Raw genomic sequence first — 14,486 nt, 5'->3', positions numbered from 1 at the left:
CAATCCATCCATAATCGCACTCCTTAAATCAGAAGGGCAGATCGCCGTCGTCGTCCGGCAGGTCCCCGTAGGCGTCTCCATCCATTGTGGGCTCGTAGGGAGGCAGGGATGACTCTGGGGCGTTGCCCCCGTCGCTCTCCCGCCTTGCGCCGCCAAAGTAGATATTTTCCGCCACAACCTGGGCGGAGCGGCGCTTGTTGCCCTCCTTGTCCGTCCAGACCTGGATCTCAAGCCTGCCATCCACCACCGCCATGCTGCCCTTGGAGAAGTACTTTGCCACGAACTCCGCCTTCTGCCGCCAGGCCACAACGTCGATAAAATCCACGGCCCTTTCGCCGGTCTGCTTGTCCTTAAAATCCCGGTCCACCGCCAGGGCGAAGTTGGCAACGGAGGTGCCGGACTGGGTGCTGCGCAAAGTTGGATCAGCTGTTAACCTGCCTTGAACGAAAATTTTATTGAGCATTTTGTGTAAAAGCCTCCTTCAATTTGCAATAAAACGTGCTTTTTGATATTCCGTATTCGGCGCATATGTCAGAAACTTTCTCACCGCACCCCCGTCTCTTCACAAGCTCTGCTACATCTATATCTTTATAAAATGGATGATTTCTCTTGTCTGCAAATCTCTCTTTTGCTTTTTTAGAAAGGACTAACTTTGTTTTTTCGCTTCGCTTACTCCCGATGTGGTGAAATTTTGTGTGTGCTATAGAATCCATTAAGCACAAATTTTCAATTCGATTGTCGCTTTTATCTCCGTTTAGGTGGTGAACACAGCAATTATTGGGAACAGGAATCCTGGTTGCGTTCTCCCATACAACAATGTGCTCCATAACATATCCAGAAGAATCAGCCCTTGGGTGCTCTGGCATAAGTATTTGTACGTAGCCTTTTGCTGTGTGCCTACGGCCACCGTTCCAGTTCAAGGAATTTTCTCTCCTCCTTGCTTCTGACCTATTACGAAACTCGATCTCTTTTTTCTTTCTAAAGCCCATCTTATAAGCCTTTTTATATATGGCTTGTGCGCTTTTGGTCGGTATCAAACGTAAAAGTTCTGAATTTGAAACAGAATTATAGTTTTCTGTTAGAACTTTTACTTCCTCATGGCTCCAGGTTCTCACAAGCGACAACACCCAATTTGGCCCATGATGGTAATGTGATTGAGCACTATGTCTCCCTCCTGTATTCGATGTAAATTACGGTCTTATTCCCGTCCTTCCGCCGCCGCTGGCGGACGGTGTACCCAGCGTGGTAAAGCGCCAGGCACACCGCGTCCCGCTCGGCGGGGGTATTGATGTCAAGGGGTGTCCAGTCCATCAGGGGTCTCCTTCTCGTCTCCCTCTACAGGAACCCACCTCAGCACAAGCACCTTCTGTTGCTCGACCTGAACGCACTGCACAACAGGCTCGTCATCCCAAGGGCCCTCGTCCTGGCACTCCGTTGCGCCAACACTGTAACAGGTCTGGTAGAATTTTCCGTCCTTGTCCCGGAAAACAATTTCGTGATGGATGGACCAGCGGCTCTGGTCTACAATGTGGTTCTCAACAGATGCAAAAGGTAAATCCAACTCCCGGCGCAAATAGTCGCGGGGGAAATTTTTAGTCACCATGTTTACTCTCCTTTTTGTGTTGATGCAGGAACACATACCTGCTATTGGCCCCGGCGTTGCTTTCCCAAGTGCCAGATGCGGCACAGGGTCTTATCCAAGACGATCCCGCCGGGGAGATGGTACTTGTCGAAAAACTCCCGGTCCGACATGGTGTGGGCCTCCTGATGCAGCTCTGGAGAGAGCGGCAGCGCCTCCAGCCCTTCGTGGAGGATGTCGCTGCGGTCCCGGCCCATGCCAACCCGGTCCACATGGTGGAGCTGGGCGGGTTGTCCGGTTATGCAACACTTTTTGGATATTAGACAGGCGTAGATATAATCCTGCACATCGTCCACGAAGTTCAGCAGTGGAAAAGAACAGGGGATATCCCAATCCAGGATGAAGCGCACCAAAAATCGTTGAAAGGCGCACACCAGAGACATAGGGGCGTTGCTCAGGCTGAAAATCTTATCAGCAGTCTCGTTTAGGTCATCCAAGATAAATTTCAATTTCATCCACTCTTTTGTCGGGTCCGCCCCCATTCCGGTATAGTTGGATATCTCCCGGATCAGCGCGTAACAGGTTCTTCGCTGCTTATCTGACAGGGGGCGGCTATCTACCAGCTGCACCAGACATTCCCTATACTTCCGCTTGCACAAATTGTGAATATCGTCATAGGTGGCTCGAATCAAAAGCTCGCCACGCTTTTCGTCGTACCCCACAATCCGGCCCTTCGCAGTATCAACAGGTGATTTCACTTCGCCACCCACTTCTCCCTATAAAGGTTCAGATAGCCCATTTCAGCAATTGAATGGATAAACGTTCGAATGATGGACTCAGCGCTCCGGCACTCATTTGGGAAATAGGGCTCCACATAGACGTCTTCCCCGTCAGAGAGCAGGTAGCAAAACGCTCGGGCCTCCGGGACCAGATAGAAGTAGAAAGGGTGTTGGGGGCTGTCGAGGTATTTCCCATAAAAGTCACGGCCTCCCAGCCCCCCCTTTGCGGAAGTAAACTTCACATCGTAGATGATTCCGGCCCGCAGGGCGTCCAGGACTCCGTAGACCAGATATTCCTCGCCGTCCACCTCAATGGGCCGGGAAAGCTTTACCTGCACCTGAGCGCCCTGAATAAAGTCAGACACCTTCTTTATCCCGTTCTCCCACATGGGGGCGCTGTAGGGCAAGCCCGCGGCGTCCGCGTAAACGGCATTTTCAAAGTCAATTCCAGCCTGCATCGCCTCAGTCCGCTCCCCCGTTTCTCTGTGGAGCGTCCGCTCAAATTCCGCCCTGGCCACGTCCTCCTGCCCCTCCGCACAGTCAAACAGATAGGCCCATGCGGAAACCAGCGACTGGGTAATGAGAAAAGCCATCAGACCACCTCCTTCGGCTCTGGGGCCGGTGTGTACTTCCCAAGCACCCGGTCATAGAAAAGCCCCAGCTTTTTGGCGTTAGCATTCCACAGTATAGTCAGCTCCTTCCTGGAGGTCAGGCCATGATCAATCGCCTGAAAATCCGGAAGGGTCTTATTTGCGGTATCCACGTCAACCACTGCCCCAATCAGGGCCCTGCCCCGCTCCATTGCCGCCTCATATTTCTCACGCTGAGGGGCGAATTGCTCATTTTCCGCTGTGATATTAGTCCTTGCCTCTTCAAACAGTCGGGTCATAAAGCAATTAACGTCATCCTCACCAAGCTCTGGAATCTCACGCTTACCGGTGACGCCGTGGCAGCCCTTGGCGAAGTACTCCTGCTCTGGAGAGAAACAGATATATCGCCTGCCGTTGATAATCTGCACGTATCCACCAAAGTCGCAGGGGTTCCACACCGTGTTCCGTACGGAACCTTCGCAGAGCAGGCGTTGGGTAGCGCTCCCATCCTTGTCGCTCTGCTCCTGGGAGTGGAACACATAGATAACATTCTTGTTTTGGATGGTTTTAAGCTCCTCTGTAAATCGGTTAAACTCGTTCTTTACAAAGCCGAAGCCCTTCAGGGAGTTGAAGTCGCCTCCCTTGGTTTTGCATCCGGGCTGCGTGCGAAATGCCCAGTCCTTCAGAAAGGTCACAAAGCTGCCGCCGGTGTCAATGACAATGGTCTCATACTCCGCCATTTCCTTAGAGCGGATATCAGCCAAAACCTCCTCGTAGGTATCACACATAATGGTGGGCGTCCTGTGATTGGCCCTGACCCGGGACACGCCTCGATCAAAATCAATGAGAATCGGGTTTGGGGCAGACAGGGCAAGGGTGGTCTTTCCAACGCCTGGGGAACCGTAGATAATGGAGGAAAACCTCTGATTGGAAAAATCCATAGACGCAGGCTGAACAATCATAGCAGTCAATCCTTTCTGTCCCAAATAGGGACAACTACTTTTTTACAGATGCCTTACAGGGATGTTGCTCAAATCCGCAGCAGCAGCGGGTTCCCTATCCTGGCTGAACATCCGGGTCTCACAAGAGGCGTCATCCCCTCCTTGTTCTGCCCCGCACTCTGGGCATAGATCCCCCTCGTCGTATTGGTAGAGCTCCGCCTGACAGACGGCGCAGTATCCACGCGGCTCATCCTGCTGCACGTCCCCCCAAGAGCTGAACATCACGCCGGACCACTTGCAATTCAGCTGAAGCTGTGGTATTCTAGCTATGTATTTCATTGTGATACGCCCTTTCCCGCCGCCTGTCCGGTTTTGCTCGCCGGATAGGCGGCTATCTTTATTCCGCTGAAGACACAACGGGGACGCCCGCGGCATCCAGGCACAGGCGCACCATCCGCCCGTCCAGGTACGCCGCCAGCAGGGTCTCCCCCGCGCTGCACAGCTTCACCTGCTCCCCGCATAGCAGCTCCGCCGCAAAGTGGGTCAGTTTTACCCAGGTGTTCACTCGCATCCTGATTCCTCCTCTAAAAAAGTCTGTAATTCAATGATTCATCTAGCATAGACCACCGAAAATTTTTATCATCCGCTGATAGAAATCCATCATCTTCCGCTTGAAATCGCCGCTCAAAATCGTGAACCGTATGTCCATCTGAGTGAAATGATACAGGACTATCGCTGTCCCACTTGAGCATCAGCGTCCAGTATTCCGGATAATTCCGGCGTAGAAGCCGTAGCTGATTAACACTTTGATTGTGGCAAAACCAGCAACCGCCACGAGTAACTGTGGTATAAATTGGAGACAACAAGCCGTTCTCCTTGCACCATTCTTGACACATCGATTCTGTCCATCCGGCCTCAACAAGTGGGCTTTTTTTGGTATCTGATAGATTGTGAAAGCGGTTCGGTTCGTCTGCGGCAATACCAACATAAACAATTCCGCTACGCTCAACTTTGTCAAGTGGTGGCATTTTTACATCACTGTTGCAATACGGCCCTTTCGGAAACGGCCACCCATATATTTCTCCAGAGCGCTTATCTCCGCCAAGAATCCTATAAAATGCTTGCTCATAGGTCAAATGGCCTCGAATGCGCTCCACCTCGATCCCACACCAATCCTTGATAATGGAGTCCGCCTTTGCCTTAAACTCAACCATTGGCGGTAGGTCTGCTGGTATGGTATCTGTAGCCCACACCTCAGAATGTACAATGCGGTCCAGCGGCCAGCCCAATTCCTCTATGGCACCCAGGCAGGCCAGGCTATCCTTTCCGTAGGACAGGCTTAACACATATTCGCATACTTTTCCTGTTTTACCCAATTTTATTTACCATATTTTCGCGCCGCCTCCAGCACGGCGTTGGCGTACCAGCGTTTTCCTGTGTCGTGTCCGTCGTGATAGCTTTGCAGGGCGGCGGGAAGGTCCCCACCATACCGCTCCAGCTGCTCCCCTAAGTAGGCCATCCCGGCGCGGATGTTCTCCGCGGGGCTCAATCCGCTGGGGAAATATACCGGAGAGATTTGGGTCAGGCCATAGCAGCCGGACGTTGAGTTCACTGCCATTGGGTCAAAATTGCTCTCCACCTCAATGAGGCCCAGGGCTACCGCGTAGGGGATGCCGTATGTATCGCAGGCGTCATAGAGCGCCCCTTGCAGCTCCGGACTCAGGGGGACATCTGGGCGGTACGCCGATTCCCCAGGCGCGGCCGCCATGGGCGCAACATGGTTTGCGGACAAATAGCGATGCCGGACCAATTCCAGCTCCGGCGCCGCCGCCTGGAGCCCCGCCGCCGTGAGGGCTTGGGCCCCGGGCGCTTGCGCCCGTCCGCCCGGCGCCGGCAAAAGGCACAGCCCCGCCAGAAGCGCCCCCGTAATCGCCGTCACTCTTCCTTGGTACTTACTCCGCTGCATTGGAATTCCTCCTTTGTATTTCGTTTGAGTTCAAGGCGTTCCACCGCCTCCTCCAGCAGGGAGCGCATCAGGGGCAGGTCAAAGGCCCTCGCGCCCCGTTGGATGCCCTACATCCGACGGGGCATTCTTTTTGCTTACAGGAGATTTGGGAGTCTGTCCTTTTCTCGGGCGGAAAAATTGTAGGCCTGTAAAATTTGGACGGCGTACTTCCTGGGGCCGCTTGTCCGGTCTGCCTGGGCGTCCCGCACGATGTCGTTTGGCCGCTTCTTGTTCAGCTTCGCAATAAGGATATCCTCTTTGGCCTTGCCCTTATAGGTCCGCATGAACAGCCCAAGGCCCTTTAAAATCGCCGCTTGGCTTCCGGATGGGTCACCATCCCAGGCCTGCTTGATGACACGAATATAAGAGGAATACATCTCATTATCCGCGAACGCGTTGAACTCTGACCATAATGTACTGACTGCGACAACGGAGTTTTTTGCCTTGCTTCCCGTCCATGAGATTTCCAATCCGTTTTCCTCTGTGAGCCGTTGAAAATCAATAGATGCTTGGTCTCCGTAATTGCCGTTGACCCTGATCTGGTCCGCCAGATTTATCCGGCTGGTCGTACCGCGCTGCCGGATAAACATTTTTGCGGCGTCCAGCTTTGTCATGCCGTTATAGACCCTGCATTTTACACACAGGTCCCGGCCCCCGTTCCTAGCCTTCAAGACCTTCATCGTCATCTGCCCATCGAAGCAGTAATATTTCCCGTCGATAAACGCAACCGAAACAGGCTGCACAAGGTTTTCGTCAAAGGTCCTCATGATGGTATTAAATTGTGCGCGGCGGCGGTTAACGTCCCGCTGGCCCAGCTCGTCGATGTAGATGTCCTTTGTGTTAATATCCAAAAGGACATAATCAATCTTAGGTGCCACGTCTGCTTCCTCCCCGTTTGATACTTTCAATATGCAGGAAATAGCGCTTGATGATCTCCTGCGCTTTCTTTAGGACAGCCTCTGCCGTTTCCCGTCCATCCTCGGTCTTGAGGATATCCATATGGGCCAGGACCATGTGCTGTCGGAGCGCAAACTCAAACGTTTTTACCGCCGCGGTGAGGTCACCCCGAAAATCCTCGATGTTATAAGCGGGGCGGTCTTCCTCCTGCACCTCATCCTGTTCCTCATACGCTGGAGACGCGCAGTGAATAATCGCTTTCGCTGTGTCGGTGTCCCCATGCTTGATTGCCTCTACTACCTCCGCGCGGCGCTCTTCCGGGATATTGCGGATTTCGGAAATCAAGTTCTTGGGGGCCTTCACTTCGCCGGAAAGGACGGATTCCCGGATGCCAGGGGAAGCAACTTCGGCTGCGTCGAGACCACTAGAAAATTCGGTTGAGCGTTGTACATGTCCTTCGCTGGTTCCAGTTTCAATTGCAATGCGTTTACGAGTGGGTAGCGAATCAACTTGACCATTTTGGTCAAGTTGTTTTTTTGCATTTTGGTTCCCTGCGGGGGCACCTTCGGTCATTCGTTCCGCTTCATATTGCTTTCCAATCAGATATGCTTTTTGCCTATCGGTAAGATTCCTCCGCCCCAACTGGTTCCTACACATCCAGGCAATCGCCGCCCATTTGTCAGGGAAATCCATCTGCTTTACCTTGTACTTAATTTCTGGGTGAGCTTGGATGATCTTCCAACGGTGGTGTCCGTCAACAATCGTTTCGTTCCAGACAACAATCGGCTCTCGGACTTCTCCATCAGAAAGGATGTTCTCCTCCAATTTGGAAAATTCCTCCGCAGACGGAGCTGGTATCTTGTCCCGGAATTCCGGGTCAATTATAAAGTGGTCCATTTCTCCTCCTTGCTTCTGCCCACTGTCTGAGGTATAATCAAGACAGTGGGGCTGATTTTGGCTGGTTGGGTCCTGCTTCCCCGTCCCTGTGTTAGCAGGGATGGGGCTATTTTTGCGCTCTAATGATGTCCAGGAAGACCTCATCAGGTCAATCGAACACCCGGCCCAGCCGTACGAGCTGCCCAAGAGAGAACATATCTGGTCTTCGTTTGTACTTCCGGAGCGTAGATTCTCCCATGCCCAGCGTGGCGGCAATTTCCGGCTCATGTAATTGCAGACGGGCCTTTCCAACGCGATAGTGCTCGTTGAATCGCTCCGCCCGCCGCTGGGCGTCTGTCTTTTTTGAGCGTGGCATTATGTCACTCCCCTCTGCCCTTGCTGGTATGCACTTACCGGCAAGGGCGCTTTTTGTTGTTTTGTGGTTGTCCTCCTGCTATAATCCAAGTACAGGCTCTGCCAAGCCGAGTATTCGGAGAGAGGAGGGAAGGCAAGTGCTCCAATTTGTTTTGTATTGCGACCTATCCACAATGAAGTGCACCGCACAGGACATTAACGAGGAGTTGTCCAAGTTCGCAGATTCATATGTACAGGCCACCAATAGCTTGTGGTTCTTTAGGTACCCAGATGGATTTGACGGGAATCCTTTGACAAAAGAAGAACATCTCTTTTACGACCACTTTGAGAAGTTCACCGGCGAAGAAGGCATCATTTTCATTGGGATTCTAAAGAACCATTACTTCTACAATCTGCCTGATTCAGCGCACCAATTCCTTTGCCGTGAATAATCAGGTCCTCGTAGAGGTCCGTCAATACCCTGACAGCCTGAAGGTCATCATTGCTCAGGCTGTCTCTTTTTGTCATCAGGCCGATCACGTTCTTGACCTCTGCTGCATGGTTTTCAAAGAAACAGCGATGTACGCTGACCATTCGATTCGGTTTCGCCATCGTCTCTCACCTCTTTTCTCTCCGGCGTCTGCCTTTCCAGATGCCGGGAGTTTTCTTTTACTTCGTAGTCCCTGCAGGGCCGGTACAGGACCCCGCGCTGGCGCTCATGCAGGATGCAGTAACCAAAGCTGAGCGGGGTCATGGTCTTGTAGACCTCCCCCGGTACGGGGTCCTCCCGCCAGCACTGGCGGTACTGCGTACAGTTGATGCAGACCCGCTCCTTGGAGCTGATGGTGATCTGCTGGGTTGCCGTCATTGCCATGTTGGTTCCTCCTTTATAGTGCTCTATTCGAGCACTATTCTCGCCTTTATTATAGTGCTCTATTAGCGCACTGTCAAGAACTATTTTTATGGTGTACAATATGAACACTAAAAGGAGGGGGTTTGCTATGACATTCGGGGAGCGGCTCAACCAGGCCCGCAAAGAACACGGCAAAACGGCCCAGGGAATGGCTGAAATACTCGGGATAGGTCTTCGGTCGTATAGGGCCTATGAAAGCGGAGATAGGGAGCCATACTTTTCAACCCTAATTAAGATTGCTGACTATCTGGACGTGTCTACTGACTATCTTCTTTGCCGGGATGAATTTCTCGCAAAACACGCTGATTGATGCCGAGCAAATCTTCCAGCTTGTCCCACATCCAAATGGCCCCCAGGCGTTCGCCGCTCTCTATCGCCTTGTAATAGCGTTCATGTACCCCCAGCTTGTCCGCCATTTCCTGCTGCGTCAGCTTCGCCGCCTTGCGGGCGGCTTTCAGGTTTTCTCGCATGGGCAGACCCTCCTTGCCAGTAAAACTGACCTCATTGTGAAAGGAGCAACCAATGGACTATTCAGAAGTTCGTGTCATTCAAGAACTTACAGACTGGAAAGAGGCGAACAACTACTTATCCCATGGGTGGACGCTCATCCATATCTATCACTCCGCCTATGATACTCAGACACCAGGCAGCAACCATCAAACTCCGCATTATGTTCTTGCGTGGGCCGAAGGTGAGCCAGTCTATCCAAAGCCTGTCCCTTTTAAATACGATCCCGGATATTTGGAGGGAAGCCTATAGTATCCTCACCAGGCACCAGCAAATATCCGGTCCCTGAAACGCTGCGTTTACAATCACCCATTGCTCAGATTGGATCATTTTTGCAACTTCATGTGCGTCTTTACTCTCGAAAACCTCTTTCGTGGCGTGAAAAATATCTGCTTTCGTCAAAGCGTCTCCTCCTTTCCGCTTGATGCCTTCCCCGTCCCTGTGTCAGCAGGAGTGGGGATTTTTCATTCTTTCCGCCTAATGCGTTCCGCCGCCCACTCCTCCAGCAGGACCTTATACACAAACGTACGCGGTGCTTCCCCGTCCTTCTCCGGCGGAATCACATTCCCGAACGGGAACTCGTGCGCCCGAATGCCGCGTACCAGCATCTGCGACGAAATCCTCATGCCACGCGCACGGAGCCATTCTGTCGCCTCCGCCGCGGTCATTGTCTCAATGGTGTCCATTGCTTTTCCTCCTTTTATTGTTTTCACGTGCTGGTATCGGCCAGCAGCTCGTCCACGGTAACGCCAAAATAGTCCGCCACACGCTTGACACGTTCAATGGCTGCTGGGGGCTTTTCCCCCCAAGCGTAGATGCTCTTTTCGCCGAAACCGCACGATCTCCCGACCTCTTGAAGGGAAACGCCGCGCTCCTTGCACAGCGCCTTGATTTTTTCCAACAAATTACCACCTCCTTATACTGAATCGCTATCCAGGTCGGAAAGCAACTCGTCCACCGTACAGCCATACAGCTTCGCCAGCTGCTTTAGCCGTGCCGCCTCCGGCAGATAAGACCCGGCCTCCCAGTTGTAGACGTTTTGGGCGGAAACCCCAACGGCCCGCCCAGCCTCTGCCGCCGTAAGTCCGGCCCGCTTTCGAGCCTCTTTCAGTCCCATGTTTCACCTCCAGAAATAATAAGTTGAGCTTGACATTGCAACAGAAACCATTTAATATAGGAAGTGCCAACAAACCTAATATTTTTTCAAAAGCCCGCAAAATTGGGGGCCTGGGTTTTTGTTGCCCTCAAGTCAAGCATGAGATTATTATATTCTGTGTTTTTGCAGAAGTCAAGTCTAATTCTGCACTTTCACAGAATATTGTCGTATTAACTAAATAAACACTATTTCTGCTGTTAAAAATAAACAACCCCGCCATTGGCGGGGTCAGAAAGGGAGAAATAAATATGCTGATCGACAAAATATCATTCAATTTATTGGAGTCGCTTTACAAACATGACTTGAGTGAATCGGAAGTCGATGCGCTGGCTGGGGAACGCCCCAACGAAACAATAAATCTCTTAAGAAAAGAGAACTTAATATCGTCCCATGCTTCCGGCGGCATTCCCGATGGTGAGGGCGGCTTTCTTAATGGAACTGTTAAGGTGACTTATCACATACGCCCAGAGGGACGGGCGGTTGTAGAACAGGCCCAAAAAGAGGGCGTAGATAAATGGCTTGACAGAATCAGCAATCTAATCCCTTAAAACGCTCTGTGTAGTACCACTCTCTCCATTCTTCCTCTGTCTTTTTCATGCCATAGACCCAATGACAGCGGGATGTATTGGGCTCTCCGATTTCTGATTCAATACCGCGCATAATAGGCATAACGAGATCATACTTTGTAACTTTTTTTGCGTATTTTTTCGGAAACAGCTTTGACAGAACAGACATAATAAACGGATGGGAAATTCTTTCAAGGCCGTATCTATCGTGATTTGGCAAATCGTCAAACCCTTCCGGTTTTGGACAAACAATCTCGTCCCAATGGTAATTATTAAATCGGCAGTATGCAAGACCGAGACGGTCTACTTTGCTTAAAGAACTTTCGTCCACATCGTACAGCGGATTATACAGTTCGTTCCCTTGACTGTCTACAATGGTCATGCCATCGTGCTTTTTGCTGTACTCTCTGTATTCCATGTATTCATCAGGCATCATAATTTTTCCTCCTTTGTTGGTATAGGTATATTATATTCTGCACTTCCGCAGAAATCAAGAGGTGATTCTGCATGACCACATCAGACAGGATTGAATTTTTGAGAGAAAAGCGTGGCGTATCATTAACCCATCTTAATAATGCAATTGGGGCTTATCGTGGAAAACTGACAGAGGTCCGAAAGGGAAAGGCGTCTTTGAGCAATACAGAGATATTCATTCTTGCTCAGGAACTTTCGACCTCCACCGACTACCTCCTCGGCAACACCGATGACCCGGCCCCGGCAGGGCAAAAGGAAAGCCCCCCGCAAAGCGGGGAGCCGGAGAGGGATAGAAAAATAAAGCGTCTCACGACTGAAAACGCGGCCCTCCTTGACAGTTATCTTGACTTTCTACTAGAACGTCAAGATAACGATCAGCCTTAACCTTATTTTCACCTGTAAGACGTTCGTATTTTTCTAGTATGTTTGTTGGCTTTCCGAAGCTATCCACACGTTCAAATAGCCGGTGCAGAAAGTCTATGTATTCCTCACGTTCCTGTTCTTCCATGTGTTCTGCTTGTTTCAGCAGCTTTTCCCTCACATCCATTGAATTCATCCCCCGAATACAAAGAATATCATGCTGTAGGGCCCTACAGCATGAGCGCTATATATAGCGCTCGACGAAATTATATAGTTATACGGGCGCGTGATTTGTCAAAATTAAGGAAAGTCAAAATTTTTTGTGGTCCACCCGCTGGATAGCGGTAAATATAGAAGGGAGGAAAAATTATGATTTGTCCAGAGTGTGGCGGAGAAAACGTCACTATATCAATGGAAGAAATCGGAAGTAAAACCAAAAAGACTGGTGTTGGGCTGGGAGGCCACGCAAACAACACCGCGCGAGCCCTCACGGCAATGTGTACGTTCGGAATGTCTAACCTAGTGTGGAAGAAATCAAAAGGAGAGGCAAAAACAAAAACAGTCATGCAAAAAGTTTGCCTGTGCCAAAACTGCGGCCACAGTTGGGTCTTAGCCAAAAGATAACCACCGCCCCGGTATCCATACCGGGGCGGAACTATAGGAGGCGGTTATGTGCAATGCCGGAAGTGTAGAGCTGATATCCCAGGCGATGGGAAATTCTGCCCCTACTGTGGTATACGTCAAGACCGAGAGCCACGCAAGGCTCTAAAGAGAGCAAACGGGGCAGGAACCGTATATAAGCTCCAGGGCCGCAGGAGACGCCCGTGGGCGGCGGCCAAGAACAGGACTATTATCGGATGCTACGAGACCAAAACCGCCGCCCTGGAGGCCTTAAATCGCCTTACGGGCCGTTCTCTGGATGAGCGGTATAATATGACCTTTACGGATGTGTTCGAGGCATGGAAAACAGAACATTATAAAGAAATTGGGCCGAATGGTATTGCATCTTACAATCGGGCCTATGATGTATTTGAGCCGCTTCACAAAAAGAAGTTCCGGGACCTGCGGACAGCGGACTTCCAAGCAGTCCTTGACCCTTACATGAAGCAGTCTCACTCCACCCTTTCCAAGCACAAGCAGCTTATCACGCAAATGTCCTGCTGGGCTGTGCGGGAAGAACTGCTGGCCACCAATTTTGCTAAATTTGTCCGTTTGCCTGAGAATATTAAAAAGGAAAAAGAAATCTTCTCCGATACCGACATTGAAAAGCTGGAGGCCGACGGCAGTGAAACAGCAAAGATCATCCTCATGCTGATCTACACCGGGATGCGCATTGGGGAGCTGTTTTTTCTTCCACTAAAGGACTACCACGAAACCTATGTTGTTGGTGGGGAAAAGACAGAAGCAGGAAGAAACCGAGTGATCCCGATTCGCCCGGAGGGGCGTGGATATTTTGCCTACTTCGCCGCCCAAGCAGACGGGCCGCTGCTGTTATCAGGATACACAGGCCAGTGTGTGCCGAACAATTTCCGCAAACGGGACTACTACCCCCTGCTGGATAAGCTGGGCATAGAGCGGAAGACCCCTCACGCCACCCGGCACACATACGCCAGCCGGGCGCGAAAGGTGGGGATGCCGCCAGAAATCCTCCAAAAGATTTTGGGACACGCGGACTACAGCACAACGGCAAACATCTACGTACATACGGACGTAGATGAACTTGTAAGGGCTGTGGAGAGAGACTGATTTGTTTGTAATTTGTTAGTAACCAAATCAATACATACCGTTATATGCTTGATTTTAGTTTCATAAAACCGTTGAAAATGCTGGTATATATGGGTATGATTCAATACAAGTTCTTTCTATTTTTGCTTCACACGCAGGAGGTCACTGGTTCGAGTCCAGTAGTCTCCACCATAGGAACTCCTAGAGCCGCAACGGCTCTAGGAGTTTTCTTTTTTATGGTCTTAACCGATTTGTTAGTAACGTGTAAGTAACCGTTACTTTTCCTCTTTTTCTTTTATCCGGCCATGCAGTTCTTTGTTCTCAGGAAAAATATACGTCCTGTCTCGGCTGGCCAGGTCATATTCTGCTTCGCAGGAGAGCCCACTAACGATCAGTTGGTTGCTGATATCTGCCAGCCGTGTGTAAACGCTGTTTTCTCACTCGACACAGGAAAATATATTTGGAGATGAAAAGAGGGAGCTTACGCCCCCTCTTTTCAAATCTTACGCAGCTTTCTCATGACGCCGTCATAGGCTCTTGGATTCACCACCCGGAGAGTATCCATGAGCTCATCCATGACCATCCACGCTTTAGAGGGCGGTCTCCCCGCCACGGCGCGGAGAAAGTCGCTGTCGCCGTACTGGTCCAAGGCGTCCTCTGCTCCTGCGGCAGCTTCAGCGTAAGCCGCAATCTGCGGCTGGGCGGCGGAAAGCCCCAGCATCTCATTGCGGCAGGTGTAAAGCGCGGCCAGCAAGGTATACCGC

General features: G+C 51.1%; 27 protein-coding genes. 4 read left to right on the top strand and 23 right to left on the bottom strand.

The window, feature by feature from the left end; all coding sequences use genetic code 11:
- Positions 1–28: 28 nt before the first annotated feature.
- From D1159_RS03680 to D1159_RS03595, 17 genes are all read right to left on the bottom strand, one after another.
- Complete coding sequence (locus D1159_RS03680; RefSeq protein WP_161844349.1) at positions 29–463, bottom strand: single-stranded DNA-binding protein; 435 nt, start codon at positions 461–463, stop codon at positions 29–31.
- On the bottom strand, positions 453–1,115 hold the full coding sequence (locus tag D1159_RS20165; protein WP_161844348.1) for an HNH endonuclease: 663 nt from the start codon (positions 1,113–1,115) through the stop codon (positions 453–455). Before D1159_RS20165 ends, D1159_RS03680 begins: the two co-directional genes overlap by 11 nt.
- Positions 1,116–1,161: 46 nt before the next feature.
- On the bottom strand, positions 1,162–1,311 hold the full coding sequence (locus D1159_RS03670; protein ID WP_161844347.1) for a hypothetical protein: 150 nt from the start codon (positions 1,309–1,311) through the stop codon (positions 1,162–1,164).
- Positions 1,292–1,603, bottom strand: a complete 312-nt coding sequence (locus D1159_RS03665) for a hypothetical protein (RefSeq protein ID WP_161844346.1) — start codon at positions 1,601–1,603, stop codon at positions 1,292–1,294. The genes D1159_RS03670 and D1159_RS03665 overlap by 20 nt, the downstream gene beginning before the upstream one ends.
- A 41-nt stretch (positions 1,604–1,644) precedes the next feature.
- A complete protein-coding gene (locus D1159_RS03660) occupies positions 1,645–2,337 on the bottom strand; it encodes a putative HNHc nuclease (protein WP_161844345.1) in 693 nt (230 codons plus the stop codon).
- Positions 2,334–2,951, bottom strand: coding sequence for a hypothetical protein (locus tag D1159_RS03655; protein WP_161844344.1), 618 nt, complete (start codon positions 2,949–2,951; stop codon positions 2,334–2,336). Before D1159_RS03655 ends, D1159_RS03660 begins: the two co-directional genes overlap by 4 nt.
- Positions 2,951–3,910, bottom strand: a complete 960-nt coding sequence (locus D1159_RS03650) for an ATP-binding protein (protein ID WP_161844343.1) — start codon at positions 3,908–3,910, stop codon at positions 2,951–2,953. The genes D1159_RS03655 and D1159_RS03650 overlap by 1 nt, the downstream gene beginning before the upstream one ends.
- Positions 3,911–3,952: 42 nt before the next feature.
- Positions 3,953–4,228: a hypothetical protein gene (locus tag D1159_RS03645; RefSeq protein WP_161844342.1), complete on the bottom strand. Its 276-nt coding sequence runs from the start codon at positions 4,226–4,228 to the stop codon at positions 3,953–3,955.
- A 58-nt stretch (positions 4,229–4,286) separates the two neighbouring features.
- Positions 4,287–4,460 (bottom strand): hypothetical protein, encoded by a 174-nt coding sequence (locus D1159_RS03640; protein WP_161844341.1) that lies wholly within the window; start codon positions 4,458–4,460, stop codon positions 4,287–4,289.
- A 13-nt stretch (positions 4,461–4,473) separates the two neighbouring features.
- Positions 4,474–5,103: a reductase gene (locus D1159_RS03635; protein WP_161844340.1), complete on the bottom strand. Its 630-nt coding sequence runs from the start codon at positions 5,101–5,103 to the stop codon at positions 4,474–4,476.
- Positions 5,104–5,267: 164 nt separating this feature from the next.
- Positions 5,268–5,855 (bottom strand): lytic transglycosylase domain-containing protein, encoded by a 588-nt coding sequence (locus D1159_RS03630; protein WP_161844339.1) that lies wholly within the window; start codon positions 5,853–5,855, stop codon positions 5,268–5,270.
- A 134-nt stretch (positions 5,856–5,989) separates the two neighbouring features.
- On the bottom strand, positions 5,990–6,772 hold the full coding sequence (locus D1159_RS03625; RefSeq protein WP_161844338.1) for a DUF6551 family protein: 783 nt from the start codon (positions 6,770–6,772) through the stop codon (positions 5,990–5,992).
- Entirely contained in the window at positions 6,762–7,688 is a 927-nt protein-coding gene (locus tag D1159_RS03620; RefSeq protein ID WP_161844337.1) for a ParB N-terminal domain-containing protein, read from the bottom strand. Before D1159_RS03620 ends, D1159_RS03625 begins: the two co-directional genes overlap by 11 nt.
- A gap of 148 nt (positions 7,689–7,836) precedes the next feature.
- Positions 7,837–8,043, bottom strand: coding sequence for a hypothetical protein (locus D1159_RS03615; protein WP_161844336.1), 207 nt, complete (start codon positions 8,041–8,043; stop codon positions 7,837–7,839).
- A gap of 356 nt (positions 8,044–8,399) precedes the next feature.
- The gene (locus D1159_RS03610) at positions 8,400–8,561 is read right to left on the bottom strand and encodes a hypothetical protein (RefSeq protein ID WP_161844335.1); all 162 of its coding nucleotides are present in this window, start codon (positions 8,559–8,561) and stop codon (positions 8,400–8,402) included.
- 25 nt (positions 8,562–8,586) lie between these two features.
- Positions 8,587–8,895 carry a hypothetical protein gene (locus D1159_RS03605; protein WP_161844334.1) on the bottom strand — a complete coding sequence of 103 codons (309 nt, stop codon included), beginning with the start codon at positions 8,893–8,895 and terminating at the stop codon, positions 8,587–8,589.
- Between the two features lie 296 nt (positions 8,896–9,191).
- Complete coding sequence (locus D1159_RS03595) at positions 9,192–9,404, bottom strand: helix-turn-helix transcriptional regulator (RefSeq protein WP_161844332.1); 213 nt, start codon at positions 9,402–9,404, stop codon at positions 9,192–9,194.
- A gap of 52 nt (positions 9,405–9,456) precedes the next feature.
- On the opposite strand from D1159_RS03595, the gene D1159_RS03590 reads away from it, so the two are divergent.
- Positions 9,457–9,693 (top strand): hypothetical protein, encoded by a 237-nt coding sequence (locus D1159_RS03590; RefSeq protein ID WP_161844331.1) that lies wholly within the window; start codon positions 9,457–9,459, stop codon positions 9,691–9,693.
- Here the strand turns inward: D1159_RS03590 and D1159_RS03585 are convergent.
- The 4 genes from D1159_RS03585 to D1159_RS03570 form a co-directional block, all read right to left on the bottom strand.
- Complete coding sequence (locus D1159_RS03585; protein WP_161844330.1) at positions 9,688–9,843, bottom strand: hypothetical protein; 156 nt, start codon at positions 9,841–9,843, stop codon at positions 9,688–9,690. The genes D1159_RS03590 and D1159_RS03585 overlap by 6 nt on opposite strands.
- Positions 9,844–9,905: 62 nt before the next feature.
- Positions 9,906–10,127: a hypothetical protein gene (locus tag D1159_RS03580; RefSeq protein ID WP_161844329.1), complete on the bottom strand. Its 222-nt coding sequence runs from the start codon at positions 10,125–10,127 to the stop codon at positions 9,906–9,908.
- 23 nt (positions 10,128–10,150) lie between these two features.
- Positions 10,151–10,342, bottom strand: a complete 192-nt coding sequence (locus D1159_RS03575) for a helix-turn-helix transcriptional regulator (protein WP_161844328.1) — start codon at positions 10,340–10,342, stop codon at positions 10,151–10,153.
- Positions 10,343–10,357: 15 nt separating this feature from the next.
- The gene (locus D1159_RS03570; RefSeq protein ID WP_161844327.1) at positions 10,358–10,558 is read right to left on the bottom strand and encodes a helix-turn-helix transcriptional regulator; all 201 of its coding nucleotides are present in this window, start codon (positions 10,556–10,558) and stop codon (positions 10,358–10,360) included.
- Positions 10,559–10,845: 287 nt separating this feature from the next.
- Between D1159_RS03570 and D1159_RS03565 the strand changes: the two genes are divergently transcribed.
- Positions 10,846–11,145: a hypothetical protein gene (locus D1159_RS03565; protein WP_161844326.1), complete on the top strand. Its 300-nt coding sequence runs from the start codon at positions 10,846–10,848 to the stop codon at positions 11,143–11,145.
- Here the strand turns inward: D1159_RS03565 and D1159_RS03560 are convergent.
- Positions 11,126–11,599 (bottom strand): hypothetical protein, encoded by a 474-nt coding sequence (locus D1159_RS03560; protein WP_161844325.1) that lies wholly within the window; start codon positions 11,597–11,599, stop codon positions 11,126–11,128. The genes D1159_RS03565 and D1159_RS03560 overlap by 20 nt on opposite strands.
- A gap of 71 nt (positions 11,600–11,670) precedes the next feature.
- Here D1159_RS03560 and D1159_RS03555 point away from each other — a divergent pair, with 71 nt between their 5' ends.
- Both D1159_RS03555 and D1159_RS03550 read left to right on the top strand, forming a co-directional pair.
- A complete protein-coding gene (locus D1159_RS03555; RefSeq protein WP_161844324.1) occupies positions 11,671–12,021 on the top strand; it encodes a hypothetical protein in 351 nt (116 codons plus the stop codon).
- A gap of 909 nt (positions 12,022–12,930) precedes the next feature.
- On the top strand, positions 12,931–13,743 hold the full coding sequence (locus D1159_RS03550; protein ID WP_161844323.1) for a site-specific integrase: 813 nt from the start codon (positions 12,931–12,933) through the stop codon (positions 13,741–13,743).
- A 475-nt stretch (positions 13,744–14,218) separates the two neighbouring features.
- Here D1159_RS03550 and D1159_RS03545 read toward each other — a convergent pair.
- Positions 14,219–14,486, bottom strand: a 268-nt coding sequence (locus D1159_RS03545; RefSeq protein WP_161844322.1) for a hypothetical protein, incomplete at its 5' end; no start/stop codon positions are given.

The sequence above is a fragment of the Pseudoflavonifractor sp. 524-17 genome (assembly GCF_009935845.1).
Classification (GTDB): Bacteria; Bacillota; Clostridia; order Oscillospirales; family Oscillospiraceae; genus Pseudoflavonifractor_A.
Note: the sequence above shows the minus strand (reverse complement) of the source record. Positions and strands in the feature narration are given on the sequence as shown.